At 71.2% G+C, this 23,928-nt stretch carries 21 protein-coding genes, 3 tRNA genes and 1 pseudogene; 10 read left to right on the top strand and 15 right to left on the bottom strand.

Annotation, left to right across the window (positions count from 1 at the left end):
* Positions 1 to 67 precede the first annotated feature (67 nt).
* Positions 68 to 1,504 carry a nitrilase-related carbon-nitrogen hydrolase gene (locus tag IF67_RS39040; RefSeq protein ID WP_037839159.1) on the top strand — a complete coding sequence of 479 codons (1,437 nt, stop codon included), beginning with the start codon at positions 68 to 70 and terminating at the stop codon, positions 1,502 to 1,504.
* Between the two features lie 72 nt (positions 1,505 to 1,576).
* Here the strand turns inward: IF67_RS39040 and IF67_RS0111375 are convergent, their stop codons facing one another.
* From IF67_RS0111375 to IF67_RS0111345, 6 genes and pseudogenes are all read right to left on the bottom strand, one after another.
* Entirely contained in the window at positions 1,577 to 2,503 is a 927-nt protein-coding gene (locus IF67_RS0111375) for a ribokinase (protein ID WP_030984683.1), read from the bottom strand.
* Between the two features lie 59 nt (positions 2,504 to 2,562).
* A pseudogene (locus tag IF67_RS46220) lies at positions 2,563 to 4,526 on the bottom strand (substrate-binding domain-containing protein).
* The gene (locus tag IF67_RS0111360) at positions 4,516 to 6,105 is read right to left on the bottom strand and encodes a sugar ABC transporter ATP-binding protein (protein ID WP_030984677.1); all 1,590 of its coding nucleotides are present in this window, start codon (positions 6,103 to 6,105) and stop codon (positions 4,516 to 4,518) included. The pseudogene IF67_RS46220 and the gene IF67_RS0111360 overlap by 11 nt, the downstream one beginning before the upstream one ends.
* 108 nt (positions 6,106 to 6,213) lie before the next feature.
* Positions 6,214 to 7,215 (bottom strand): LacI family DNA-binding transcriptional regulator, encoded by a 1,002-nt coding sequence (locus IF67_RS0111355; protein WP_030984676.1) that lies wholly within the window; start codon positions 7,213 to 7,215, stop codon positions 6,214 to 6,216.
* A 439-nt stretch (positions 7,216 to 7,654) separates the two neighbouring features.
* Positions 7,655 to 8,083, bottom strand: a complete 429-nt coding sequence (locus tag IF67_RS0111350; protein WP_030984674.1) for an organic hydroperoxide resistance protein — start codon at positions 8,081 to 8,083, stop codon at positions 7,655 to 7,657.
* Between the two features lie 184 nt (positions 8,084 to 8,267).
* Positions 8,268 to 9,287, bottom strand: a complete 1,020-nt coding sequence (locus tag IF67_RS0111345) for an NADP-dependent oxidoreductase (protein ID WP_030984672.1) — start codon at positions 9,285 to 9,287, stop codon at positions 8,268 to 8,270.
* 87 nt (positions 9,288 to 9,374) lie between these two features.
* Here IF67_RS0111345 and IF67_RS0111340 point away from each other — a divergent pair, with 87 nt between their 5' ends.
* Positions 9,375 to 9,806, top strand: a complete 432-nt coding sequence (locus IF67_RS0111340; RefSeq protein WP_030984671.1) for a MarR family winged helix-turn-helix transcriptional regulator — start codon at positions 9,375 to 9,377, stop codon at positions 9,804 to 9,806.
* Between the two features lie 15 nt (positions 9,807 to 9,821).
* Here the strand turns inward: IF67_RS0111340 and IF67_RS0111335 are convergent, their stop codons facing one another.
* On the bottom strand, positions 9,822 to 11,402 hold the full coding sequence (locus IF67_RS0111335) for an MFS transporter (RefSeq protein ID WP_051817894.1): 1,581 nt from the start codon (positions 11,400 to 11,402) through the stop codon (positions 9,822 to 9,824).
* A 170-nt stretch (positions 11,403 to 11,572) separates the two neighbouring features.
* Between IF67_RS0111335 and IF67_RS0111330 the strand changes: the two genes are divergently transcribed.
* The 3 genes from IF67_RS0111330 (at position 11,573) to IF67_RS0111320 (ending at position 14,416) form a co-directional block, all read left to right on the top strand.
* The gene (locus IF67_RS0111330) at positions 11,573 to 12,526 is read left to right on the top strand and encodes a TetR/AcrR family transcriptional regulator C-terminal domain-containing protein (RefSeq protein WP_030984666.1); all 954 of its coding nucleotides are present in this window, start codon (positions 11,573 to 11,575) and stop codon (positions 12,524 to 12,526) included.
* A 59-nt stretch (positions 12,527 to 12,585) separates the two neighbouring features.
* Positions 12,586 to 13,245: a hypothetical protein gene (locus IF67_RS0111325; RefSeq protein WP_051817903.1), complete on the top strand. Its 660-nt coding sequence runs from the start codon at positions 12,586 to 12,588 to the stop codon at positions 13,243 to 13,245.
* 139 nt (positions 13,246 to 13,384) lie between these two features.
* The gene (locus tag IF67_RS0111320) at positions 13,385 to 14,416 is read left to right on the top strand and encodes a rod shape-determining protein (protein WP_030984663.1); all 1,032 of its coding nucleotides are present in this window, start codon (positions 13,385 to 13,387) and stop codon (positions 14,414 to 14,416) included.
* Between the two features lie 70 nt (positions 14,417 to 14,486).
* Here the strand turns inward: IF67_RS0111320 and IF67_RS0111315 are convergent, their stop codons facing one another.
* The 3 genes from IF67_RS0111315 to IF67_RS0111305 all read right to left on the bottom strand — a co-directional run bounded on the left by IF67_RS0111315 (position 14,487) and on the right by IF67_RS0111305 (position 16,127).
* On the bottom strand, positions 14,487 to 15,083 hold the full coding sequence (locus tag IF67_RS0111315) for a histidine phosphatase family protein (RefSeq protein WP_030984660.1): 597 nt from the start codon (positions 15,081 to 15,083) through the stop codon (positions 14,487 to 14,489).
* Positions 15,080 to 15,487, bottom strand: coding sequence for a thioredoxin (gene trxA / locus IF67_RS0111310; protein WP_030081319.1), 408 nt, complete (start codon positions 15,485 to 15,487; stop codon positions 15,080 to 15,082). Before trxA ends, IF67_RS0111315 begins: the two co-directional genes overlap by 4 nt.
* Before the next feature lie 277 nt (positions 15,488 to 15,764).
* The gene (locus IF67_RS0111305; protein WP_030984658.1) at positions 15,765 to 16,127 is read right to left on the bottom strand and encodes a cupin domain-containing protein; all 363 of its coding nucleotides are present in this window, start codon (positions 16,125 to 16,127) and stop codon (positions 15,765 to 15,767) included.
* 367 nt (positions 16,128 to 16,494) lie between these two features.
* On the opposite strand from IF67_RS0111305, the gene IF67_RS0111300 reads away from it, so the two are divergent.
* Positions 16,495 to 17,370, top strand: a complete 876-nt coding sequence (locus IF67_RS0111300) for a glycosyltransferase family 2 protein (protein ID WP_030984656.1) — start codon at positions 16,495 to 16,497, stop codon at positions 17,368 to 17,370.
* 21 nt (positions 17,371 to 17,391) lie between these two features.
* Here IF67_RS0111300 and IF67_RS0111295 read toward each other — a convergent pair whose 3' ends face one another.
* Positions 17,392 to 18,333, bottom strand: coding sequence for a DUF5996 family protein (locus IF67_RS0111295; RefSeq protein ID WP_030984654.1), 942 nt, complete (start codon positions 18,331 to 18,333; stop codon positions 17,392 to 17,394).
* Positions 18,334 to 18,819: 486 nt separating this feature from the next.
* On the opposite strand from IF67_RS0111295, the gene IF67_RS0111290 reads away from it, so the two are divergent.
* From IF67_RS0111290 to IF67_RS0111280, 3 genes are all read left to right on the top strand, one after another.
* Complete coding sequence (locus tag IF67_RS0111290; RefSeq protein WP_030984651.1) at positions 18,820 to 19,554, top strand: AfsR/SARP family transcriptional regulator; 735 nt, start codon at positions 18,820 to 18,822, stop codon at positions 19,552 to 19,554.
* Positions 19,555 to 19,750: 196 nt separating this feature from the next.
* Positions 19,751 to 20,473 carry a DUF5819 family protein gene (locus IF67_RS0111285; protein ID WP_030984649.1) on the top strand — a complete coding sequence of 241 codons (723 nt, stop codon included), beginning with the start codon at positions 19,751 to 19,753 and terminating at the stop codon, positions 20,471 to 20,473.
* Positions 20,470 to 21,702 (top strand): HTTM domain-containing protein, encoded by a 1,233-nt coding sequence (locus tag IF67_RS0111280; protein ID WP_030984648.1) that lies wholly within the window; start codon positions 20,470 to 20,472, stop codon positions 21,700 to 21,702. Before IF67_RS0111285 ends, IF67_RS0111280 begins: the two co-directional genes overlap by 4 nt.
* Positions 21,703 to 21,892: 190 nt before the next feature.
* On the opposite strand, the gene IF67_RS40270 is transcribed toward IF67_RS0111280, so the two are convergent.
* The 4 genes from IF67_RS40270 to IF67_RS0111260 form a co-directional block, all read right to left on the bottom strand.
* Positions 21,893 to 22,552 carry a hypothetical protein gene (locus IF67_RS40270; protein ID WP_051817890.1) on the bottom strand — a complete coding sequence of 220 codons (660 nt, stop codon included), beginning with the start codon at positions 22,550 to 22,552 and terminating at the stop codon, positions 21,893 to 21,895.
* A 448-nt stretch (positions 22,553 to 23,000) separates the two neighbouring features.
* Positions 23,001 to 23,074: transfer RNA gene (locus tag IF67_RS0111270), tRNA-Ile, on the bottom strand.
* Positions 23,075 to 23,252: 178 nt separating this feature from the next.
* Positions 23,253 to 23,325 (bottom strand) — tRNA-Asn (locus IF67_RS0111265).
* A gap of 5 nt (positions 23,326 to 23,330) precedes the next feature.
* Positions 23,331 to 23,403, bottom strand: a tRNA-Asn gene (locus IF67_RS0111260).
* A 219-nt stretch (positions 23,404 to 23,622) separates the two neighbouring features.
* Between IF67_RS0111260 and IF67_RS0111255 the strand changes: the two genes are divergently transcribed.
* Positions 23,623 to 23,922: a hypothetical protein gene (locus tag IF67_RS0111255; RefSeq protein ID WP_030984644.1), complete on the top strand. Its 300-nt coding sequence runs from the start codon at positions 23,623 to 23,625 to the stop codon at positions 23,920 to 23,922.
* The last annotated feature ends 6 nt before the right edge of the window (positions 23,923 to 23,928 follow it).

Below are 23,928 nucleotides of genomic sequence, written 5' to 3'. Positions count from 1 at the left end.
CCCCCGCCCCGTCCCCGCCCCGTCCCGTCCCGTCCCGTCCCGTCCCGTCACCCGGCATCATGGGCGAATGATCATTGCCGCCGCACAATTCACCCCCGTACCGGGCGACATCGAGGCCAACGCGGCACGGATGGCCGCGCTCATCACCGAGGCCGCCGAGCGCGGCGCAGGCCTGGTGGTCTTCTCCGAACTCGCGCTGACGCACTACGACCGGCACCTGATAGCCGCCGACCCGGCAGGCATGACGGTCACGGAGGACGACGCCCGGCTGGCCCCCGTACGGGAGGCATGCCGGGCGACGGGGGTCGCGGCGGTCGTCAACGCGGCGGGGCGGACGGGCGGTGACGGGGACCGTCCGGCGATCTCCTCGTTCGTCCTCGGACCGGACGGCACGCTGCTCACCCGTTACGACAAGATCCACCTGTTCGAGGGCGAGGGAGAGAGCGAAGGAGCGAGCGAGAGCGCGCTCTTCGCGGCGGGCACCGCCGACGGCCGCTTCACCCTGGGCGGCATCCGGTTCGCCCTCGCCACCTGCTTCGACAACAGCTTCCCCGAGGTGCCCGCGCGGGCCGCGGCGGACGGCTGCCGGGTGTATCTCGCCAGCTCCTTCCACGACTCGGCACAGCGGGTGGCGCAGTACGGGCAACTGGCGCGGGAGCACGGGCTCCAGGTGCTGCTCGCCAACGGCACGGGGACCGGGCACTCCGGTCCGGGGTGCGGCCTCAGCGGCGTCTGGCTGCCGTCCGGCGAACGGGTGGCGGCGGCCGCCGAGTGGACCGGGCCGGTGCCGGGTGACGGCGCGGAGCTGGTGCTCAGCGATGTCCGCGACCGGATCACGCTGATGGCCGACCCGGAGGTGGCCGCGATCCCCGTCCAGGAGTGCGGCGAGCCGCTGGTGGACGTGCGGACCGCGGCGCCCGAGCTGCTGGTGGCCGACCTCCGGGACGACGAGCGGGGCGCCTACGCGCAGCTGCGCGAGGGAGTGCTGAAGCGGCTGCTGGCGGCGCAGCGGGCACTGCCGGACGGGCTGCGGCTGAAGATCGTCGAGGGCTACCGGCCACTGGAGCTGCAACGCCGCTACTTCGAGGAGTACGTGGACGAACTGCGGGCCCTGCACCCCGACCGGGACGCCGGGCGTCTCCACCAGGCCGCCAGCCGCTATGTGTCGCCGCCCGGGATCGCCCCGCACAGCGCCGGTGGCGCGGTGGACCTCACCCTCGTCACCACGGAGGGCGAGGACGTCGACATGGGGACTCCGATCAATGCCGGTCCGGAGGAGAGCAACGGCGCCTGCTACACGGGTGCCCCGGATCTGAGCCCCGCCACCCGCACCCACCGGCGGGTGCTGAACGCCGCCCTGAACTCCGCCGGGCTGGTCAACTACCCGACCGAGTGGTGGCACTGGTCCTACGGCGACCGCTACTGGGCCCTGGCGACCGGCGCGGACCATGCGCTGTACGGGCCGAAGGAGTGGGACGGGCCGACGGAGGGCGACGGGCGGTGACGTGCCGCCGCGCACCCGGCCCCCGTACCGCTCGGCGGTGCGCAGGCTCGTGCGCGGCGAAGGTCCCGGGCCTCAGCCCTGCGGCAGCTCGGGCGCCAGTGCCTCCAGTTCCGCCCGGGTCGGATAGGACGGCTGGGCGCCCGGCTTGGTGACGGCGGCGGCGCCCACCCGTACGGCGAAGCGCGCCGCCTCGGGCAGCGCGTCGCCGCGGGCCAGGCGGGTGGCGAGGGCGCCGGTGAAGGCATCGCCGGCGCCGGTGGTGTCCACGGCCTTGACCCGAACGCCCGGGACGTCCGCGGCTCCCGAGGCGTCCAGGACCAGCGCACCGTCGCCGCCGAGGGTGACCACGACGGAGCGGGCGCCCCTCTCGCGCAGCGCCTGCGCCCACTCGGCGGGAGTGCCGTCGGCGAGCCCTGAGAGCTGCCGCGCCTCGTGCTCGTTGACGACCAACGGGTCGGCCACCGCGAGGAGTTCGGGGGCCAGCGCGGTCGCCTCGGGCGCCGGGGAGGGGTTGAGGACGACGCGGGTGCCGGCCTGCTCGGCGGCCGTGGCGGCGGCCCGTACGGACTCCATGGGGATCTCCAGCTGGAGGGAGACCACCGCGGCCGCGGCGATGGTGTCCTTCGCGGCGGCCACGTCCTGCGGGGTGAGGGCAGCATTGGCGCCGGGCGAGACCACGATGCTGTTGTCGCCGTCCGGGTCGACGATGATCATTGCGGTGCCGGTACGGGCCGCGTCGTCCACGATCACCGGCGAGACATCGGTGCCCGCGTCGTGCTGGGCGCGCAGCAGCAGTTCGCCGTATGCGTCGCCGCCGACCCGCGCCAGCAGCGCGGTGCGCCCGCCGATCCGGGCCGCGGCGGCCGCCTGGTTGGCCCCCTTGCCGCCGGCCGATTCGACCAGGTCCGTGCCGGTCACGGTCTCGCCCGCGCCGGGCCGCCGCTCGACCCGTACCGTCAGATCCGCGTTGGCCGAGCCGACCACCAGGACGTCATACATGCACCGCTCTCCCACTTCACTCACCTGTCGTTGCCGTGCGGCCCGCCGGGGCCGCGCTCTCAGCCGTCGAACTTCGCGGCGTTCTTCGCCGTCACCAGCACCACCGGCACCCTGACCGACTGCGGCAGCTTCTCACCACGGGAGGCCTTCAGCGCCCACTCCACGGCCTGCTTGCCGAGGAGTTCCGGCTGCTGGGCGACGGTGGCGGTCAGCGTGCCGTTGCGGACCGCCTTGACGCCGTCCGGGGTGCCGTCGAACGCCACGACCTTCACGTCCTTGCCGGAGCGGCCGCCCAGCGCTTTGGACGCGCCCAGCGCCATCTCGTCGTTGGCCGCGAACACCCCGCCGATGCCGCGGTGTGCCTGGAGCATGTTGGTCATCACGTCCATGCCCTTGGTGCGGTCGAAGTCGGCGGGCTGCCGGGCGACGACCTCGATGCCGGGGTACTTCTTGATGCCTTCCTCGAAGCCCTTGCCGCGCTCGCGGGCGGCGGAGGTGCCGGCCTGGCCCTCCAGGAAGGCCACCTTGCCCTTGCCGCCGAGCGATTCGGCCAGCGTCTTCGCGGCGAGCCGGCCGCCCGCGACATTGTCGGAGGCGATGGTCGAGCCGACCTTGCCGCCGTTGACACCGCGGTCGATGGAGATGACCGGCACCTTCGCCCGGTTGGCGACGCCGACGGCCGGTACGGCGGCGTCGGAGTCGACCGGGTTGATGATGGCCGCCTTGACGTTCTGGCTGGTGAACGTCTCCATCTGGTTGATCTGCTGGGTGGGGTCGTTCTGGGCGTCGGTGATGTTGAGGTGCAGACCGCGGGCGTCCGCCTCGGCCTGGGCGCCCTTCTTGATGCCGACGAAGAACGGGTTGTTCATCGTGGACAGCGCGAGCCCCAGGTCGGTGTTGCCGCCGCGGTCGCAGCCGGCCAGCCCCAGGGCGACGGTCGCGGCCAGCCCGGCCGCCAGCGACGCCTTGATCCGGGCGTTCCCCCGGGCGTTCCTCGGGGCGTTCCTACGGGCCTTCATCGCGCGCTCCGGCGGCGCAGCGTGTCCAGGAGCACCGCCAGCGCGATGACCAGTCCGGTGGCCACCTGCTGCCAGAACGCCGAGACGCTCAGCAGGTTGAGGCCGTTGCGCAGGACGGCGAGGATCAGCGCGCCGATGAGGGTGCCGGAGGCCTTGCCGGAGCCGCCGGAGAGGCTGGCCCCGCCGATGACGACGGCGGCGATGGCGTCCAGCTCGTAGCCGGTGGCGGCCTGCGGCTGGGCGGAGGTGAGCCGGGCGGCGAGCACGATGCCGGCGACCGCGGCGAACACCCCGGACAGCGCATAGATGGCGAGCTTGCGGCGCTTGACGTTGATGCCCGAGAGCCGGGCCGCCTCCTCGTTGCCGCCGATCGCGAACATCGCCCGGCCGGAGTACGTACGGGCCAGGATCAGCGCGGCGATCAGCCCCATCGCGATCATGACGAGGACGGGCACCGGCAGCCAGCCGCCGAGGGTGTCACCGAGCGCCCCGACCGAGGCGGGGAAGGGGATCGGGGAGCCGCCGGAGATGACCAGGGCCAGACCGCGGCCGATCGAGAGCATCGCCAGCGTGGCGATGAAGGCGGGCAGCTTGCCGTAGGAGACCAGGGCGCCGGAGACCAGACCGGCCGCCGCGCCGGTCGCCAGGCCGAGCAGCACCGCCATCCAGACGGGCAGGCCCTCCCCGGTGGCCGCCCAGGCGACGACGGTGGCGGAGAGCGCGGCGACCGAGCCGACCGACAGATCGATACCGGCCGAGACGATCACGAAGGTGACGCCGAAGGCGAGGATCGCGGTGACCGACGCCTGGACACCGACATTGAGGAGGTTCTGGCCGTTGAGGAAGTCCCTGGACAGCACCGCCATCACCACGACCAGGGCGATCAGTCCGCCGAGCGGGCCGTTTCTGAGGACCGCCCGGGAGAACCACGCCCCCGCGCCGTCCCGGTCCGGTGCCCGTCCCACCGCCTCGGCGGCAGCTCCTGTCTTCACCTCAGTGGACATCGGAGCCCTCCATCGCGCTCTTGTCGTTGTGCTTCGTGCTCGTGCCGTGCGGGGACTGGAGCGCCAGCTCCATCACGGCGTCCTGGGTGGCCTGTTCGGCCGACAGCTCACCGGCCAGCCGGCCCTGCGACATCACCAGCACCCGGTCGCTCATACCGAGCACCTCGGGCAGATCGCTGGAGATCATCAGCACCGCGCGGCCGGACGCCGTCAGGTCGTTGATGAGCTGGTAGATCTCGACCTTGGCGCCGACGTCGATGCCGCGCGTCGGCTCGTCGAGGATCAGCAGCCTGGTGTCCGCCAGCAGCCACTTGCCGATGACGATCTTCTGCTGGTTGCCGCCGGAGAGGGTGCGGGCGCTCTGTCCCAGGCCGCTCATCCGGACCTTCAACTGCTCGGCGACGGTGGCCGCTTCGCGCCGCTGCGCGCCCCGGTCCACCAGTCCGCCGCGGGTGTCGCGGTCGAGCCTGGCGAGGGTGAGGTTGTCCTGGAGGGAGGCGTCCAGGACCAGGCCCTGGCCCTTGCGGTCCTCCGGTACGAGGCCGAGCCCGGCGCGCATGGCGGCGCGGACATCGCCGCGGGCCAGCTCCTTGCCGTCGATCTCGACCGTACCGGCGTCATAGCGGTCCACGCCGAAGATCGACCGGACCACCTCGGTGCGGCCCGCGCCCACCAGCCCGGCGAGACCCACGACTTCACCGGCCCGGACCTCGAAGTCGATGCCCTCGAAGACCGGCCCGGCCACCGAGCCGTTGCGGGTCAGACCGCGGACGCGCAGCAGGGGCGCGCCCGGCGTCTCGGGGCGCTGCCTCGGGTACTGCTCGGCGATGTCCCGGCCCACCATGAGGCGGATCAGCTCGTCCTCGTCCGTCGAGGCCGGCACCTCCTCGACGGACCGGCCGTCGCGCAGGACGGTGACCCGGTCGCCGAGCGCGCCGATCTCGTCCAGGTGGTGGGTGATGAAGATGATGCCCACGCCGGTGTCCCGCAGCTCGCGGACGATCCCGAAGAGGGTCTCGACCTCCTCGGAGGTCAGGACCGCGGTCGGCTCGTCCATGATCAGGACGCGCGCTTCCAGGCTGAGCGCCTTGGCGATCTCGACCATCTGGAGGCGGGCGATGCCCAGTTCGGCGACCGGGGTGTTCGGGGAGACGTCGAGGCGAACGCGCCGCAGCAGTTCGGCGGCCCGTGCCCGCATCGTCTTCCGGTCGACCAGGCCGAGCGCGGTGCGCGGCTGGCGGCCCAGGAAGATGTTCTCGGCGACGGTCAGCCCGGGGACGAGGTTGAACTCCTGGTAGATGGTGGCGATGCCGTGCCGTTCGGCGTCCTGCGCCGAGCGGATGGTGACCTCCTCGCCGTCCACGAGGATGCGGCCCTCGTCGGGGCGGTGGGCGCCGGAGAGCATCTTGATGAGGGTGCTCTTGCCCGCGCCGTTCTCGCCGAGCAGGACATGCACCTCACCGGTGCGCAGGGTCAGGTCCACGCCGTCCAGCGCGCGGACGCCCGGGAAGGACTTCGTCACCCCCTCGACGCGCAGCAGTTCGCGGCCGCCCGGTACGTCGTCGTTGACGCCGGTCATGCGCTGCCCCTCTCTTCCTCGGATGACTCGTGTGGTGACTGACTCGGGTGGCCCGCCCGGCCGGGGGAGCCGGACCGGAGTGCCGGTCCGGGCGCCGGGCGGGCCTGCTCAGGGGGTGGGCAGCTCGCCGCAGGAGCGGCGGGTGACCAGCCGGGCCGGCAACAGCACCGAGGCGGCGGGCCGGCCCTCGATCCGCTCCAGCAGGGTGTGGACGGCGGCCCGGCCCAGTTCGCGGGTGGGCTGGGCGATGGCGGTCAGCGGCGGGTCGGTGTGGGTGAACCACGGCACGTCGTCATAGACCACCAGCGCCACATCGTCGGGAACCCGCAGCCCGCGGGCGCGGAGTTCGTCCATCGCGCCCAGCGCCATCAGGTTGTCGGTGGCCAGCACCGCGTCCGGCGGCTCGGCGAGGTCGAGGAAGTCGCTCATCACCCGCCGGCCACCGGTGTGCTGGAGGTCGGGGGTGGCGCCGACCCGCTCGTCGGGCAGGGTGAGGCCGTATCCGGCCAGCGCCGTACGGAAGAGGGCGAGGCGCTCGTCGCCGGTCGGGGTGCCGGCCGGGGCGACGATGATCGCGGGCCGGCGGCGGCCGAGGGCGGCGAGGTGGGCGGCGAGCTCGGTGAGCGCGGTGCGGCCGTCGGCGCGTACGCAGGGGGCGTCGATACCGGGCACGGTGCGGTCCAGCAGCACCAGCGGGGTGCCGGAGGCGACGACCTCACGGAGCATCGCCGAGCCGGTGCCGGCCGAGCTGACCAGCAGACCGTCGATCCGGCGGTCGAGCAGGGTGCGGATGTAGTCGTCCTGCTGTGCGGGGCGTTCGCCGGCATTGCCGATGACCAGGCTGTAGCCGAGGCTGCGGGCCTCGTCCTCGACGGCGTCGGCCAGCTCGGTGAAGAAGGGGTTGGTGAGGTCGCTGATGATCAGGCCGAGGGCACCGGTCCGGGCGGTGCGCAGCGCGCGGGCGACGTTGTTGGGGCGGTAGCCCAGCTCCTGTACGGCGGCGAGCACCCGCTCGCGGGTCTCCGCGACCGGGCTGTGGCCGTTGAGGACGCGGGAGACCGTGGCGACGGAGACCCCCGCCCGCTCTGCCACATCTTTGATGTTCGCCATGGCGCCGTTGCCATTCTGTCCGTGCGCGCGCTCACCGTGCGGGAGAGCGGGTGCGCATGATCAACATGTAATCGATTTCTTGAGCAGTTCGTGGGGGCTACGAAATCGATTACACGGCGGGTGCGTCAAGATGCGGCGAAGGTGGCCTGCGTCACATCGGGGCGGGGTGGGGTGGGTGCGGGCGCGCGGGGGCCGGGGATGCGGGTGCGGCGGCCGGGCACGGTGGTGCGGCCCTGCGCGCTGCGACAGACACAGGGCCGCACCCGCCACCGCGGACGCAGGGGGCCGCAGCCCGCGCAGACACTCCAGAGGCAGCCCCCGCCGCAGACGCCAGGGACCGCCCCCACCACGGACGCCAGAGACCGCCCCGCCGCATACGCCAAGGGCCGCACCCCGTCGCGGGATGCGGCCCCTGCGTGCGTGCCGGTGCGGCCGTGCGTCAGGCGACGGTCAGCTTGACCTCGATGTTGCCGCGGGTCGCGTGGGAGTACGGGCACACCTGGTGCGCCTTCTCCACGAGGTCCTTGGCGGTCGCCGCGTCGACGTTGGGGATCGCGGCGGAGATCTCGACCGTGAGGCCGAAGCCACCGTCCGGGGTCTTGCCGATGCCGACCTGGGCGGTCACCCGGGAGCCGGAGACATCGGCGTTCTCCCGGCGGGCGACGACGCTGAGCGCACCCTGGAAGCAGGCGCTGTAACCGGCCGCGAAGAGCTGCTCGGGGTTGGTGCCGGCGCCACTGCCGCCCTGCTCCTTGGGCGGGTTGACGATCACGTCGAGCTTGCCGTCATCGCTGGCGACGCGGCCGTCACGGCCGTTCTCAGCGGTGGCGACGGCCGTGTAGACGACGTCGACGGTCTGGATGGACATACCAAATCCTCCTGTGGTTCGCCGCGACTCGCGCCCACGGATCGCGACGGCTTGCCGCTGAGCCTAACGGTCTGGCGCAAGGCCCCCGCCGGGGAGTCACCCACTCTCCCCGCCAGGTCCTGCGTCGGACCGCCAGGGTCACCGTCAGACCGCCAAGCCCTGCGTCAGGCAGCCAGAGCCACCGTCAGTCCGTGAGGCTCACGATCATCTTTCCGGTGTTCTCACCGCGCAGCAGGCCCAGGAACGCCTCGACGCCGTTCTCGATACCGGCCACCTTGGTCTCGCTGTACTTCAGCTCGCCGGAGCGGATCCAGGCGGAGACCTCCTCGACGAACTGCGGCTGAAGTGCGGCGTGGTCGCTGACCAGCAGGCCCTGGAGGCGCAGCCGCTTGCCGATCACCATCGCGAGGTTGCGCGGGGCAGGGCTCGGCTCCGTCGCGTTGTACATCGAGATCATGCCGCAGATGGCGGCGCGGCCATGGACATTGAGGGAGCTGATGGCCGCTTCGAGGTGGTCGCCGCCGACGTTGTCGAAGTAGACGTCGATGCCCTCCGGCGCGGCCTCCTTGAGCTGCTTGGCGACATCGCCGTTCTTGTAGTTGAAGGCGGCGTCGAAGCCGTACTCCTCGACGAGCAGCTTGACCTTGTCGTCGGAGCCGGCCGAGCCGATGACCCGGGAGGCGCCCTTGAGCTTGGCGATCTGGCCGACCTCGCTGCCCACCGCGCCGGCCGCGCCGGACACGAAGACGGCGTCGCCCTCCTTGAAGGACGCCACCTCCAGCAGACCCGCATACGCGGTCAGGCCCGGCATGCCCAGCACACCGAGGTAGGCGGTGAGCGGAGCCAGCGACGGGTCCACCTTGGCGGCACGCTTGGCATCCAGCACCGCGTACTCACGCCAGCCGAGGCCGTGCAGGACGTGGTCCCCGACGGCGATGGAGTCGTCGCGCGAGGCGATGACCTCGCCGACCGCGCCGCCGTCCATCGGCTGGTCGAGCTGGAAGGGCGGGACGTAGGACTTCACGTCGTTCATCCGGCCGCGCATGTACGGGTCGACGGAGAAGTGCTGCGTACGGACGAGGATCTGACCCTCACCGACCTCGGGCACCGCGGCCTCGCGCAGCGCGAAGTCCTCCGGGGTGGGCCAGCCGTGGGGGCGGGCGACGAGGTGCCATTCGCGGCCGGTCGTGGGCAGTGCGGACATAACGCGATCCTCCTAAAGCTTCAGGTACTGAAACAACCATGCCCCTCGATATTTCATGTTGTCAAGTAAATGGGTATCCTCGTGTGCATGACCCCCCGCGCAGACTCCTTGACCGTCGAGGTCGTCGAGCTCATCGGCACCGTCGTCGCCCGCTACTACGAGGAGTACGAGCACGCCGCGGCCGAGCACTCCCTCACCGGCGCCCAGGCCAGGGTGCTCAGCCTGCTCTCCGCCGAGCCGCTGCCCATGCGCAAGGTCGCCGAGCGCCTGAAGTGCGAGCCGTCGAACATCACCGGCATCGTGGACCGCCTGGAGACCCGCGGCCTGGTCGAGCGCCGCCCCGATCCGGCCGACCGCCGCGTCAAGCTCGCCGCCCCGACCGGCGAGGGCGCGCGCACGGCCGAGGCACTGCGTACGTCACTCCACTTCGCGCGCGAACCCCTCGGCCGGCTGACGGTCGCCGAGCGGACGCTGCTGAGGGAGCTGCTGCAACGGATGCTGGGCGTCACGCCCGAGTGAACCGGGCGGCGGCCGTCAGGAGCCGCACTGCACACCGACCACCCCGGTGGCGTCCGCCTCCCCCTCGGCTCCCGTGGTCCGCAGCCCCCGCAGCAGCGTCAGCGCCGCCACCGCGGCACAGGCCATGACGCCCGCGGCGACCAGCACCGCCGTCTGTAGTCCCCCGGTGAACGCGGCGCGGGCCGCGGTCAGCAGCGCCTCGCCCGCCCGGCCCGGGAGTGCACCGGCCACGGCGGCGGCGCCCGCCAGCGTCTCCCGTGCCGCGTCGGCCGCGCCCGCCGGAAGGCCGGCGGGCAGGGCGTCACCGATGTCCGTGCGGTAGATCGCGCTCCCGATGGTGCCCAGGATCGCCATGCCCAGTGCGCCGCCCAGTTCGGTGCCGGACTCCAGCACGGCCGAGGCGGAACCCGCCCGCTCGGGCGGCGCGAGGCCGATGGCCAGTTCGTTGCCGAGCGACATCACCATGACCAGGCCCGAGGCGTAGACCGCCGAGCCCACCAGGACGAACCACAGGGCCGAGCCCGGTTCCAGCCAGGAGAGCCAGACGAAGCCGCCGGCCGCGATGACGCACCCCATGGCGATGACATACGCCCGGTCCATCCGCTGGGCGAGCGCGGTGGCCGCCGGCGCCATCCCGCCCACCGCGAGGGTCGGCAGCAGATTCCACAGTGCCGCCTCCATGGGACTCATGCCCCGTACGGACTGGAGGTACTGGGTGAAGAACACCGCACAGCCGACGATCGCGAACATCGCCAGCAGATTCATCAGCACCGAGACGCTGAACCCGCGGTGCCGGAACAGCTCCAGATCGAGCATCGGGTGGCGGGCGGTGCGCTGGCGGTACACGAAGGCCGCGGCGGCCAGCAGGCCGCCCACGACGGCGAGTACGGGCCATGCCGCCAGGCCGTCGCGGGCGATCTCCTTGACCCCGTAGACCACCGGCAGCATCGCGAGCAGGGACAGCAGCGAGCCGGGCAGATCGAAGCGTCCGGCCGCCGGGTTCTTGAACTCCGGCAGCAGCAGCGGCCCGCAGACCAGCAGCAGCACCATCGCCGGAGCGTTGACCAGGAACACCGAACCCCACCAGAAGTGCTCCAGCAGCGCCCCGCTGAGCACCGGGCCGATCGCGATGCCGCCGGTCACCGCCGTCGACCAGATCGCGACCGCCTTGCCGCGCTGCCTGGCGTCGTGGAAGAGGTTGCGGATCAGCGCGAGCGTGGACGGCATCAGGGTCGCGCCGCCGATGCCGAGCAACGCCCGTGCGGCGATGAGCATTTCGGCACTCTGCGCGTAGGCGGCGGCCCCGGAGGCGAGTCCGAAGAGGAGGGCGCCGGACAGCAGCAGCTTGCGGCGGCCGATGCGGTCGCCGAGCGCTCCCATGGTGATCAGCAGGCCGGCCAGGACGAAGCCGTAGACGTCCAGGATCCACAGCTGCTGGACGCTGCTGGGCTCCAGCTCCGCGGTCAGGAACGGGACCGCGAAGTACAGCACCGAGACGTCCATCGAGACGAGCAGGCACGGCAACAGGAGGACGCCCAGGGCGGTCCACTCCCGGCGGCCGGCCAACGGTTTGGATGTGTACGCAGTAAACGACATGGGTGACACGGTAAGCAGAGTGCGCTTACGGTGCAAACAGTAGGACTGACAAGGGAGTTGGAGGTGCGTCACACTAGTGCACTTGCCTAGTGCGATGCCCTGATCAAAGACGCCCTGTTACCCTCACAGCCCGCCGAACCGCCCTGGTGCACTAGTACGGAGGTCCCCCCGTGGAGCAGCCGGCCCCGCCGCCCTACCGCCGGATCGTCGACACGATCCGCCGCCGTATCGACACCGGCGAGCTGACGCCGGGCGACCGGGTGCCCTCGACCCGGCGGATCACCCAGGAGTGGGGGGTGGCGATGGCGACCGCCACCAAGGTGCTGACGACGCTGCGTCAGGAGGGCCTCGTACGGGCCGTACCGGGAGTGGGCACGGTCGTGGCCGAGCCGCAGCGGACCGCCCGCAGCGGGGCGGCGCGGGAGCGGCGGCCGCGCGAGACGGACAGCGGGCTGAGCCGCGAGAGCGTCGTACGGGCCGGGGTCAAGGTCGCCGATGCCGAGGGGCTGCGGGCGCTGTCGATGCGCCGGGTCGCCGCCGAGTTCGGGGTGTCCTCGATGGCGCTCTACCGTCATGTGGCGGGCAAGGACGAGCTGGTGCTGCTGATGGCGGACGCCGCGTTCCACGACATCGAGCTGCCCGAACCGGCGCCGGACGGCTGGCGCGAACGCATGGAGGCGGGCGCGCGGCTGCAATGGGAGCTCTACCGGCGTCACCCGTGGCTGGCGCAGTATCTGTCGCTCACCCGGCCGCAGCCGATGCCGCGGGCGATGGCGCTGATCGAGTGGACCATGGCGCGGGTCCGGGGCATGGACCCGGTCACGCTGATCCACATGGCGCTGACGCTGCTGGGCTACGTGCTGTCCACCGCCGCCGGGTTCGAGGACGATCTGGAGGCCGAGCAGGAGACCGGCATGGACCAGAACCAGTGGATGGCGACGATGGAGCCGGTGTTCGACGGCATCCTCGACTCGGGTTCCTATCCCATGTACGCGGGGCTCTCGGGAATCGAGGAGGACGTGGTCAACCTGGAGTCGCTCTTCGAGTTCGGGCTGGCCCGTCTGCTGGACGGTATGGAGACGCTCGTCGAGGGCCGGGCGGCCGGGGCCGCCGGCGCCGGCTGAGCTCCCCGACGGCGGCCCTCCCGCCCCCGGAACCCGCGCCATCCACCACCATGTCCTTCATGAACGGCACCGCTGACCACGACCCGCCCGCAGGCTCCGGCGCCCCCTCCGGTCTGCCGGGGCCGGTCGCCTTCCAGCTCGTGCTGCTGCGCCGGATGGCCGACCACCACCCCGGCCTGGTCGAGGACGCCCTGCGCACCCTGCGGGTCTCGCGCGCCGACCTGCGCGAGGCCAACCGCCGCTGGCAGGCACGGATGCACGTCCCGCGGGCGCGCGGCGGCGTCCAGCCGTATCGTGCGCTGCTCGGCACCCCCGAGTCCGTCACCGCCCGGCGGATCGGCGACCTCACCTGCGAGGCGCTGGTCTGGCCCGTTCCGCTCTGGCCTGATCTGCGGTTCGAGGTCCTCACCGGCACCAGGGGCGCCGTCTGGAACGCCTGGCTCGTCCGGGCACCCGGCGCCACCGGCCCTGACCTGCGGACGACCGAGGATCTGCGGCCCTGGTCCTGCACGGTCGACGAGGTCGCCCGCGCCTTCGCCCCGGCCCGTCCGATGGAGGGCAGCGCCCCCACCCGCTGGCGGCTGTCGTGCACCGCTCCCGGCCCCGACGGCACGCCCCAGGAGATCGTCCCCGAATTCACCTGGGGGCTGTACCAGCGGCTGACCGGCCCGGCCCCCGCCGCACCGGCAGATCGCTACGGCCTCACCCCTTTGCCCTAACCGCCCCCTCCCCGTCCCCCGAGCGGACCTTCCCAGCAGGCGGCCCGCCGTGCACGACCGGAGGATGACGCACGAGCGGTCCCTGCGAACAGGCCGCACGAGCGCTCCGTCCATACCGGCCAACGGGGAGGAATCACCCATGACCACCAGCCTCGCCCAATTGCGGCGGTGCTCGGCCGCCGTCGACATCGGAGCGGCCCGGACCAGGGTGTACGTGAAGAACCAGGGGCTGGTCGTCGATGAACCGACCGTCGCCGCCATCAACACCCGCACCGGGGCGCTGCTGGCCGTCGGCGCCCAGGCCGAGGTGATGGACGGCCGCACCCCCGACTACATCCGCGTGGTGCGGCCGGTCTCCGGCGGCACCGTCGTCGACATCGACATGGCCCAGCGGCTGTTGCGCACCCTGGTCGGCGAGCGGCTGCGCAAGACCTGGCGGCGCCGGCCGACGATGCGGGCCGCGGTCTGCCTCCCGTACGGCAGCGAGCCGCTGGCGCAGCGGGCGGCCGTGGAGACGCTCACGGGGCTGGGGGCACGGCGGGTGGAGCTGGTCGACACCCTGGTCGCCGCCGCGGTGGGATCCGGACTGCCGGTGGAACAGCCCGAGGCCACCATGATCGTGGTGTGCGGCGCGGGAACCACGCAGGTCGCGGTGCTCTCCCTCGGCTCGATCGTGGCCGCGGAGACCGTCCCGGTGGGCGGCAACGCCATCGACCACGCGGTGATCCAGCATCTGCGGCTGCATCACGAGCTGATGCTGGCGGGCCAGGCGGTACGGCCGCTCCAGTTGATTCTCTCCGGTGGCGACGGCCTCTCCCCCGGCTCCACCGAGGTGCACGGCAGGGACGTGGTCAGCGGGATGGCGCGCTCCGTCCACGTCGACACCGAGCGGGTACGGGACGCCATCACCACCCCGCTGACCGCGATCCTCGACGCCATCGGGGCCGTGCTGCGGCGCTGCCCGCCGGATCTGGTGGCCGACCTCGGGGAGCGCGGCATCGTGCTCGCGGGCGGCAGCGCGCTGATCCCCGGACTGGAGCCGATGATCCATCAGGCCACGACCATGCCGGTGCACACCGCGGACCGCCCCGACACCTGTGCCGTCATGGGGCTCGGCGCCATGATCGAGGGCAAGGTACAGCCCCTGCACCTCGATCCGATGGCTCCGTAACGGCCCCGGCCGGCCTCGTACCGCAGCGTGCCGAGCGCGCCACGGGCTCTGCGCGTGACGGGCTCGGGCGCTACAGGATCCGGGCGTTCCAGGCGACCACCGCGGGGCGGTCGTGCTCGCTCCCCAGGACGCCGACCGCGCCGGTCTCGAACGTGAACAGCCCGCCGGCCGAGGGCGGCAGCCCGAGCCGCCGGGCGGCCAGCACCCGCAGGAAGTGCGCATGCGCCACCAGCGCCACATCGCCCTCGTCGACGGCGAGCTGGGACGCGATCCGCGCCAGCACCCGGTCGGCGCGCGCCCCGACCTGCTCGGGTGACTCCCCGGGATGCCCCTCGGGCCCCTCGGTGGCGCCGTCGGAGAACAGATACCAGCCGGGCCTGCTGCGGTGGATCTCGGCGGTGGCGATGCCCTCGTAGCCGCCGTAGTCCCATTCGCGCAGGTCGGGGTCGATCTGCGGGCGGGCGAGGCCCGCCAGCTCGGCGGTGCGCAGCGCCCGTTCCATCGGGCTGGCGTACACCTGCCCGATCTTCCGGTCCGACAGCAGCGGCCGCAGTGCGCGGGCCTGCTCCTCACCCTTGGCGGTCAGCGGCAGGTCGGTCCAGCTGGTGTGCCTGCCGTCCCGACTCCACTCGGTCTCGCCGTGCCGGACCAGAAGGAGGTCGCTCACGAGCCCTGCGCCTGCTGCCCCTGTTCGGCCTGCGCCTGCTCGCCCTGCGCGGCCTCGGTGACCGAGGCGCGGACCTCGTCCATGTCCAGCGCGCGGGCCTGGCCGATGACGTCCTCCAGGGCCTCCTCGGGGAGCGCGCCCGGCTGGGCGAAGACCGCGATGTTCTCGCGGACGATCATCACGGTCGGGATGGACTGGATCTGGAGGGCCTGCGCCAGCTCGGGCTGCGCCTCCGTGTCGACCTTGGCGAAGACCAGGTCGTCGTGCGTCTCGGAAGACCGCTCGAAGACCGGGCCGAACTGCTTGCACGGACCGCACCACTCGGCCCAGAAGTCGATGAGAACGAAATCGTTGCCGGAGACGATTTCGTCGAAGTTTTCCTTGGTGAGCTCGATGGTGCTCATGCGTGTTTCCCTGCTTCCGGTCTGTCGACGATTGCCAGTCGGTCTCCGGCTGCGGTAACGGGCATCACCCATGACGTATTCCGCAGGCCGGACCGTCCCGCACCCCTGCCCACCGATCGCGTTCCTAGACATAGCGATTCACGTGGGAATCCCCACGCCGCCCGCCGGGCTCCCCCACCACGACGAGGGCACCCCCGCACCCCCTGGATACACGCCCTCCCCGGGCGCTTCGGGGAGCTTCGCGGATGCGGTCTCCCCGGAGCGCGCCATGCCACCCCTAGCTCTTCGCCTTGGCGTAGTCGGTCGCCATACCGCCCGCGAAGTCGTACAGGATGACCTGCTCGTCCCCCACGACCCAGGCATCGTGCCCGGGCGGACAGACGAAGACGTCGCCGGGGCCCACCTCGGACTCCGCGCCGTCGTTCATCCTGAGCCGCATCCGGCCCTGGACCATGAAGCAGTTGTGGTGGACCTCGCAGCTCGTGGTCCCGGCGATCGGCCCCACCGACTCCGTCCAGTGCCAGCCGGGCTCGAAGGTGGCCACGGCGAAGTCCAGCCCGGTGAGGTGCAGGGCTTCGAGGTGGCCCAGGGGAAAGTCGCGCCGTTCATCCGGCTTGTCGACCGTCTTGACTTCCATCATGAGGGCTTCCTCCATCCACCCCCCTGGGCCGTCCGTGCATACCCCCTGGTCCTTCCATGGTGCGCCGCACGAAAGCACCCGGCCACCGCGTCCCGCCCGGGGACACGCAGGATTCCACCGGCCCCACGGGATGCGTCCGGCCCCTGGTTCCCGGCGGGAAAGGGGAGCCCTTCCACGACCCCGAGGCGGACGGGCACCGCGGCCGCGAACGACTTCCCCGGGCGCCGCAAACGACTCCCGGGGCGCGCCGGGTACGACTCCCGGGGGCGCCCCGGCCGGGATGTCGCCGGAGAGGTGCCGTGGCACGCAGTCGCCTCCCCCGGCGGCTAGCATCGCGAAAGGACCGCCAAGAACGGAGCTTTCTTCTGTGCGTCATCTGCGCGTAGGCGTCGCCATCTTGACCATGGGAAACCGTCCCGCCGAACTCCAGGCGCTGCTGGACTCGGTCGCCAAGCAGGACCTCCCGCCGGCCCACATCGTGGTCATCGGAAACGGCTCCCCGCTCCCCCCGTTGCCGCACGGCGCGACGGGCGTCGAGCTGAGCGACAACCTGGGCGTCGCCGGCGGCCGGAATGTCGCCCTGGACGAGCTGCGCAAGCTCGGGGACATCGATCTGGTGGTCGATCTGGACGACGACGGCCTGCTGATCAGCCCGGACGTGTTCAGCCGGCTGGCACAACTGCACGCGAACGACCCGGAGTTGGGGATCGTGAGCTTCCGCATCGCCGACGAGCTGGGCCGCACCCAGCGCCGGCACGTCCCCCGCCTGCGGGTCGGCGACCCCGCGCGCGGCGGTCCGGTCACCACGTTCCTCGGCGGCGGGCACTCCCTGTCCGTCCCGATGCTGGACAGGATCGGCGGCTGGCCCGACGAGTTCTTCTACGCCCACGAGGAAACCGACCTGGCCTGGCGGGCCTTGGACGACGGCTGGCACATCCACTACGCGCCCGAGCTGGTGCTCCAGCACCCGTACACCTCGCCCACCCGGCACGCCGTCTTCCACCGCATGGTCGCCAGGAACCGCGTATGGCTGGCCAAGCGGCACCTCCCCGCGCTCCTGGTACCGCTCTACCTCGGCGTATGGGCCGTGCTGACGGCCGTCCGCAGTCGCTCGGCGGCGGGCATGCGCGCCTGGGCCGCAGGCTTCGCCGAAGGAGTACGCACCCCGTGCGGACGGCGGCGGCCGATGCGCTGGCGCACGGTGTGGCGGATGACGAGGCTGGGCCGCCCGCCGGTCATCTGAGAGCAGCCCTGACCCTTCTCGTCACAGACGGGACATCAGGTACGGGTCCGTCACCCCGCCGGGGCAGGCGAGCCGTTCGATGTCCCATCCGGCACGCCGGGCGCCGGCCTGATACGCGCTTTCGTAGAAGCCGAGCACGGCGGCACGAGGGTCGGCCGCGGTGCGGACCTCGTCGTACGGCAGCACCGCCAAGTGGCTGTCCCCGCGGGCGGCCCACTGTGCCGCGGCGGGTTCGAGCGGCTCCTCGGCCAGCCCCGCAGGCTCAGGAGCGGTGTAGGAGTAGAACGCGGGCGCGGTGAACGAGTCGTCGCCGAACCAGAAGCCGAAGCTGATGACCTCCCGGGAGTACGCCTCCCGGGTCACCGGGTCGACCTGACCGGGCTGGTCGATGTGCCGGTCGGAGAACCGGGTGTGGGCGATGTCGAAGGTGTGCCAGAAGTGGTGCACCGGGCTGACCTTCCCCGAGTAGCCCGCGGCGAAGTCCTCCAGCACCGACGCCACCTGGCTGAGAACCCGCCAGTAGCGGTGGGCGTGCCCGGCGTCGTAGGCGGCGTGTTCGGTGTCCTCGGCGAACGGCCGGGCGGCGTCGGGCAGATCGAACGGCCGCGGGACGGCGAGCTCCACCCGGACGCCCAGCGCGGCCAGCGACGCCATGACCGCCTCGTAGAAGGACGCCACGGAGTGGCCGACGAGCGGAAAGGAGACCGTCCGGCCGTCCCCCGTCGCGATGACCATCCGGTGGCCGACGAAGTCGAAGTCCATCGTGAAGAGCGGGTTGTTGTCGCACTGCCCCATCGGACGGGTGGTGATGCCGCGTCCGGTCAGATGGAACGGGACGTTCCACCAGTGGTTGCGCCGGGCACTGGCGGCGAGCCGGATCTTCCCCACGATCTGCGCAAAACGATGGAGTGTTTCTTTGGTGTCCCGCCATTCGGCGAACGGGATCGGCGGGAACAGCTCCATCGTCATCACCTGCCCTTCCCGCCCAACGCTCCTGACGGCCGGACGGGTCCTGGAAGACCAGATGACCACGCCCGGAGAGGTACGGCACGTCGTCGAACCCGAGAGGCGCAACGGCGTTCGCGCAGCGCACCGGCCGGAGAGGACCGCGCGGAGAGGGCCGGGCGGACCCGGCTGGTCGACGGTGACCGCCAACCCCCGTTCAGTGACGGAACGACGCCCCTGCCACCAGGCCGTACCCAGGACAGCGGCGCAGAGGATAAGCCTCAGCCGCCTCGATGGCACCTCGCCGGAGGCGACATCTCCCATCAAACTAGAACAATTCGACAACGCATCCCGGGCGGAGCAACATGAATTTGTGGGAGGTGCACAGATGATTGCGAACCTCAGGCGACGGCAGGGCCCCCGGTGGGGTGTATGCCGAGCAGACGGGCCTCTCCGCGATCAACGACCATGAGCCGAGATGAGCTCATGTTCTCCAGACCGCACGTGAATCACTGGCCGGCCTTGCAGATCGCCCTTCTCGGCGGTTTCGACCTCGTGGTCGGCGATGTGCCGGTGGTGGTCCCCGTCGGCTCGAAGCGACTCCTGGCGTTCATCGCGCTCAACGGCCGCACTGCTGCCCCTCGGTCCCTGGTCGCCGGAAGTCTTTGGCCCGAAGCATGTGAGCAGAGCGCGCACACGAACCTGCGGTCGGCGTTGTCACGCCTGCGCAGCATCGGCAGGAGAGCCCTGGAGGTCAGCCCCACCGACGTGCGCCTCGCGCGGGACGTCAGCGTCGATCTGCACCACGCGCGATCGCTGGCCCAGCGCATACTCGACCCCGGCGTCCCGGCCGAAGAGCTCCAGCTCAGTGCGGCGACCGTCGACCAGCTCTCCGGCAACCTGCTGCCCGGCTGGTACGACGACTGGGCATTGCAGGAGGCGGAACGCTGGCAGCAGCTTCGGCTCCACGCCCTGGAGTCACTGGCGGGAGCATTCATCGACACGAAGCAGTTCGCCGGGGCGGTGGCGGCCGCCCACGCGGCCGTACAGGCCAATCCGCTGCGGGAGAGCAGCCAGGCGTCACTGATCCGCGCCCACCTGGCGGAAGGCAACCCGTCCGAGGCGCTGGACGACTTCGAACGCTACGAGCACCGCCTCCGTGACGAGCTCGGACTTCGCCCCACACCGCGGCTGCGCCGCCTGATGGACGGGCTGCTGCGGCCGCACCCCGGCCGGTGACGGCGCCCCGGCGGCGCCGGGCTTCGAGGTACACAGCCCCCTCGCACCGGCGCACCGGCCCCCCCTCAGCCATTCGGCGCAACAACATGTTTGCATCGGTATGAGTCTATTTATTCTGATGTAGCGGCGGTGACCTGAAGGACGAGGTGATCCGTCGGCGCATTCGTTGATGTCCGGGACCCGTGAACGGGGGAGCATGGTGGAGCCAAGCGGGTCCTCGGACGAGACCGGCACGGACGGTGCCGACGAAGGCAAGAAGCCCGGACGGTCCGCCGCCGTCCGCGGGCTGCCGGCGGCGCCGAACGGGTCCTGGCCGCTGCTGTCGCGGATCGTGATCATGGCGGCCATCGGGTTGCTGACAATCGGTGTCACGCTCCACCTGCTTCTGCTGTTCCTGTTCGTCGCCCCGCCCAACGCCATCAGCAAGAAGTACGAGCGGCCGGTCAAGGGCTACGTCTATCCCGAGTTCGACCAGAACTGGCAGCTCTTCGCACCGAACCCGCTCCAGGACAACATCGCCGTGTACGCGCGCGCCCTGGTCGCGTTCCCCGACGGCGCCCGGCGCACGACGAACTGGCTGGCACTGACCGCCCAGGACATCCGCGCGATCAGGCACAATCCCGTGCCCAGTCACGCGCACCAGAACCTGCTGCGTCAGGCCTGGGACTTCTACAACAGGACACACGATGCCAAGGGGCGGGCGATGGGCCTGCGCGGCGAACTCGCCGAGGCCTTCGTACGCCGGATCGCGGCTCAGCGGCTGGGGCCGCGGATCGACGGCGGTCAGGTGGTCAAGGTGCAGATCTACGCGACGAACACCCCGATCATCCCGCCCAAGTGGAGCGACGACCGCGCGAGCACCGAGAAGACCTTCCAGATGCTCCCATGGTGGCCGGTCTCCAAGAAGGAGTTCCCGTGAGCGTCGAGAAGGACATGGCCCCAACGCCTTCCCCCTTCAAGGACATGGGCACCAGGCTCGACGCGGCGATCGCCAGGCTCCTGAACAAGATCACGAGTGCGGCACTCGCGCCGTACCAGGCCGCGATCATCCGGATCGGCTTCGCCCTGACCTTCGCGCTCTACCTCTTGCGCGAGTGGCCGCACCGGCTGGAGCTGTACGGCACCACCAACCCGTGGGGATTCGACCTGGCCCAGCGCCTCATCGCCTCGAACGACGCGTTCACGGTCCTGATGTGGTCGAACAACAGGCTGTGGTTCGAGCTGGTCTACCACGGGGTGATCGTTGCGAGTGTGCTGCTGCTCCTGGGGTGGCACACCCGCACGATGTCGATTCTGTTCATGGTCGGCGTGTTGTCCCTGATGAACCGCAGCGTCCTCCTGGGCGACGGCGGCGACACCCTCATCCACCTGATGGCGAGCTATCTGGTGCTCACGCGGTGCGGGCAGGTGTGGTCGCTGGACGCCCGACGGCGGGAGCGCAAGGGGACACCGCACCCGGACGGCTGCGACCGGGTGAGCGTGGCACTGTGGGCCCTCGCCGGCGCGGGCCTCGCCATCGCACAGATGACGGGATTCGCCAAAATCCCCAAGGGCTGGGTACTGATCCTCTGGGGACTGTGGTTGGTCCAGGCCCTGTGGTTCTGGGCGGGGCGACGTCGTTCCCCGGACGCGAGGGCGCTGTTGGATGTCGTCGCCAACCTCGTCCACAACGCGGCGATGCTGGTGATCGGCGCCCAGGTGTGTCTGCTCTATGCCACCGCCGGCTGGTACAAGATCCAGGGCGCCCGCTGGCAGGACGGCAGCGCCCTGCACTACCCACTCCATCTGGATTACTTCAGCCCGTGGACCGGTCTGTCCCAGGTACTCGACAGCCGCTCCATCGTCGTCACACTGATCACCTACGGCACCGTGGTCGCACAGGTCGCCTTTCCCTTCACCCTTCTCAACCGACGGGTGAAGAACGTCATGCTTGCGATCTTGATGACCGAACACGCGACCATCGCGGTGATCTGCGGCTTGCCGTTCTTCTCACTGGCGATGATCGTCTCCGACATGGTCTTTCTGCCGACGAACTTCCTGCGCTGGGGCGGGTCGAGGATTGCGGCCGCGCGCGACCGCCTCACCTCACGACTACCCGGGAGCAAGGGTCCGGACGACCGGAACGACAGCCGGAGCGTGCCCGTCTGACGCGCTGTGCGCCCTTACGCAGGCGATGCCCGGCACGCGCGGCCCCCTGGCGGAACGGCCCGTAGCGGGCACGAACCGCCAGAGGGATTGCGGGATGGTGCCCGCCCCTCAGCGTGAGCCGAGAGCTCTGCCGAGCGCGTGCCCTGCCTCGGGCGTTGTCGGCTCGGCCGCCTGTGCTGATGCCATGCGCTCAGCCGCCGGCTCCTGTGGTGCCACCCGTGGCACCGGTCGCGCCGGTCGCACCGGTCGCGCCAGTCGCACCAGTGGTGCCTCCTCCCGTGGTGGTGGCACCCGTGCTGGTTGAGGTGGCGCCGGTTGTGGTGGCGCCGGTGCTGGTGGTGGCGCCGGTGGTGGCGCCGGTGGTGGTGGTGGCGCCCGTGGTGGCGCCGGTTGTGGTCTGGGCACCGGTCGTCGTGCCGCCGGTGGTGGTCTGGGCACCGGTCGTCGTGGCGCCGGTGGTGGTCTGGGCGGCGGTCGTCGTGGTAGCGCCGGTGGTGGTGCTGGCGCCGGTGGTGGTGCTGGCGCCGGTGGTGACGGCGCCGGTTACGGTGGTGGCGCCGGTTACGGTGCGTCCGCCACCCCCGCCACCCCCGCCGCCTCCGCCGCCTCCGCCGCCCCTCTTGCACAGCGCCCTGACCGAGCCCGGAGCGACATCGATGACCTTGCCGGTGAACTTGCTGACGCACAGGACGTCTGCTGCTCCTGGCGCCGCTTGTGTCGCTTGGGTCGGAGCCTTCGCAGCCGCTGGTTCAGCGCCTGTCGCCCCTACCGCTCCCATCGCTCCGACGAGCGCCGCCGCTGCGAAAGACGCGCCGACCACATGGGTAAAGCGCTTCCGGATGATCGTCATCACTGCGCCTCCTCTTCCTCTCTAGAGCCCATAGATGAATCCAGAGTGGGAGCGCGGCCATGACCGCAGCGTTGAGCCGGCGTGACCCTCGCGTGACGCCGTTCGGTGTGCGTGGCGAGGGCCAACCGAACAGACCAGCACATTCCTCGACTTCGTCAAGGGCGAGCGGCGGTACTCCCTGTGGGGCATCTTCTCGGCCCCCGGCACGGCGCAATGTGCGCGATGCCCTGGCCCGAAGTCAGGCTCGACACCGCCGAGTCCACGTCGTCCGTCGTGCCCCACGAGGTGGCCTACGGCGTGCGCCAGGAGCGGGCCGGGAAGGCCTGCGGAGCGAGAAGAACCGGAACAACCAGTTCCAAACGGATGAACGGGGGCCGCCGCGCTGACGCGGTGACCCCCGTTCTCACGCTTCCCCAGGTAGAAAGAACCTTCGCCCTGGGTGCTGCGGTGGGGCGGGTGGGACTCGAACCCACGGCCGACGGATTATGAGTCCGCTGCTCTAACCGGCTGAGCTACCGCCCCCCACGGCGCGTCGCGCACATTTGTGCGCGCCGTCTGCCGCAGCATAGCCGCTCATACGATCTGTTGCCCGTGAGGGCCGCCGCCGTGCGACCACGCACGTCCAAGAGGACTTCGATCACCGGGCGTTCGGTTCCACGGCACAAGAAAAAGGACCCCTTCCGGGGTCCTCTTCCCTCTGCTCCCCCGACTGGACTCGAACCAGTAACCCTCCGGTTAACAGCCGAATGCTCTGCCAATTGAGCTACAGGGGACCGCGCTCCCCCGACTGGACTCGAACCAGTAACCTGCCGGTTAACAGCCGGCTGCTCTGCCAATTGAGCTACAGGGGATTGCTCTGTGTGCCTCGAATGCACCGCAGTCCGGTCTTCCGGACGGCGCGCGCTCGCTGCGACACATACATTAGCGCAAGCAGGGGGGTGCTCCGCCAATCGGTATCGCCTCAGGTCACCTCGGGTGATCTCAGGCCCCGGAGGGTAGGCGCGCGGCACAGCCCGGCACTCCGGTCCGTACCGGTACCGGACGGGTCCGACGAGAGGAAAGGTGGAGCAATGCGCTACCGGCTCACGTTCATCGCGGGACTGGCCACGGGGTATGTGCTCGGCGCACAGGCCGGCCGGGAACGGTACGAGCAGCTCCGCAAGGCCGCCCAGCGGATCAGCCGGAACCCGGCGGTGCGGAACACCGCGGAGTCCGCCGCGCTGACCGGGCGCGAGGCGGCGTCGAAGGCGTTCGGGACGGTGTCGGCGAAGGTCGGCGACCGGCTGCCCGACTCCGTCAGCAGCCGGGTGCGCTCGCTGCGCGCGCAGCGTTCCCCCGATGAGGACGACTGGGGCACCAGCAACACCTGAGCCGCA

Origin of the sequence: Streptomyces sp. NRRL S-1813 (assembly GCF_000719605.1) — a bacterium.
GTDB lineage: Bacteria > Actinomycetota > Actinomycetes > Streptomycetales > Streptomycetaceae > Streptomyces > Streptomyces decoyicus.
Note: the sequence above shows the minus strand (reverse complement) of the source record. Positions and strands in the feature narration are given on the sequence as shown.

What these genes read in the sequence shown, in the direction of transcription:
- IF67_RS39040 (WP_037839159.1), top strand. Translation starts at nt 68, where the DNA reads ATGATCATTGCCGCCGCACAATTCACCCCCGTACCGGGCGACATCGAG.
- IF67_RS0111375 (WP_030984683.1), bottom strand. Translation starts at nt 2,503, where the DNA reads ATGTATGACGTCCTGGTGGTCGGCTCGGCCAACGCGGATCTGACGGTA.
- IF67_RS0111360 (WP_030984677.1), bottom strand. Translation starts at nt 6,105, where the DNA reads ATGACCGGCGTCAACGACGACGTACCGGGCGGCCGCGAACTGCTGCGC.
- IF67_RS0111355 (WP_030984676.1), bottom strand. Translation starts at nt 7,215, where the DNA reads ATGGCGAACATCAAAGATGTGGCAGAGCGGGCGGGGGTCTCCGTCGCC.
- IF67_RS0111350 (WP_030984674.1), bottom strand. Translation starts at nt 8,083, where the DNA reads ATGTCCATCCAGACCGTCGACGTCGTCTACACGGCCGTCGCCACCGCT.
- IF67_RS0111345 (WP_030984672.1), bottom strand. Translation starts at nt 9,287, where the DNA reads ATGTCCGCACTGCCCACGACCGGCCGCGAATGGCACCTCGTCGCCCGC.
- IF67_RS0111340 (WP_030984671.1), top strand. Translation starts at nt 9,375, where the DNA reads ATGACCCCCCGCGCAGACTCCTTGACCGTCGAGGTCGTCGAGCTCATC.
- IF67_RS0111335 (WP_051817894.1), bottom strand. Translation starts at nt 11,402, where the DNA reads ATGTCGTTTACTGCGTACACATCCAAACCGTTGGCCGGCCGCCGGGAG.
- IF67_RS0111325 (WP_051817903.1), top strand. Translation starts at nt 12,586, where the DNA reads ATGAACGGCACCGCTGACCACGACCCGCCCGCAGGCTCCGGCGCCCCC.
- IF67_RS0111320 (WP_030984663.1), top strand. Translation starts at nt 13,385, where the DNA reads ATGACCACCAGCCTCGCCCAATTGCGGCGGTGCTCGGCCGCCGTCGAC.
- trxA (WP_030081319.1), bottom strand. Translation starts at nt 15,487, where the DNA reads ATGAGCACCATCGAGCTCACCAAGGAAAACTTCGACGAAATCGTCTCC.
- IF67_RS0111305 (WP_030984658.1), bottom strand. Translation starts at nt 16,127, where the DNA reads ATGATGGAAGTCAAGACGGTCGACAAGCCGGATGAACGGCGCGACTTT.
- IF67_RS0111295 (WP_030984654.1), bottom strand. Translation starts at nt 18,333, where the DNA reads ATGGAGCTGTTCCCGCCGATCCCGTTCGCCGAATGGCGGGACACCAAA.
- IF67_RS0111285 (WP_030984649.1), top strand. Translation starts at nt 19,751, where the DNA reads ATGGTGGAGCCAAGCGGGTCCTCGGACGAGACCGGCACGGACGGTGCC.
- IF67_RS40270 (WP_051817890.1), bottom strand. Translation starts at nt 22,552, where the DNA reads ATGACGATCATCCGGAAGCGCTTTACCCATGTGGTCGGCGCGTCTTTC.
- IF67_RS0111255 (WP_030984644.1), top strand. Translation starts at nt 23,623, where the DNA reads ATGCGCTACCGGCTCACGTTCATCGCGGGACTGGCCACGGGGTATGTG.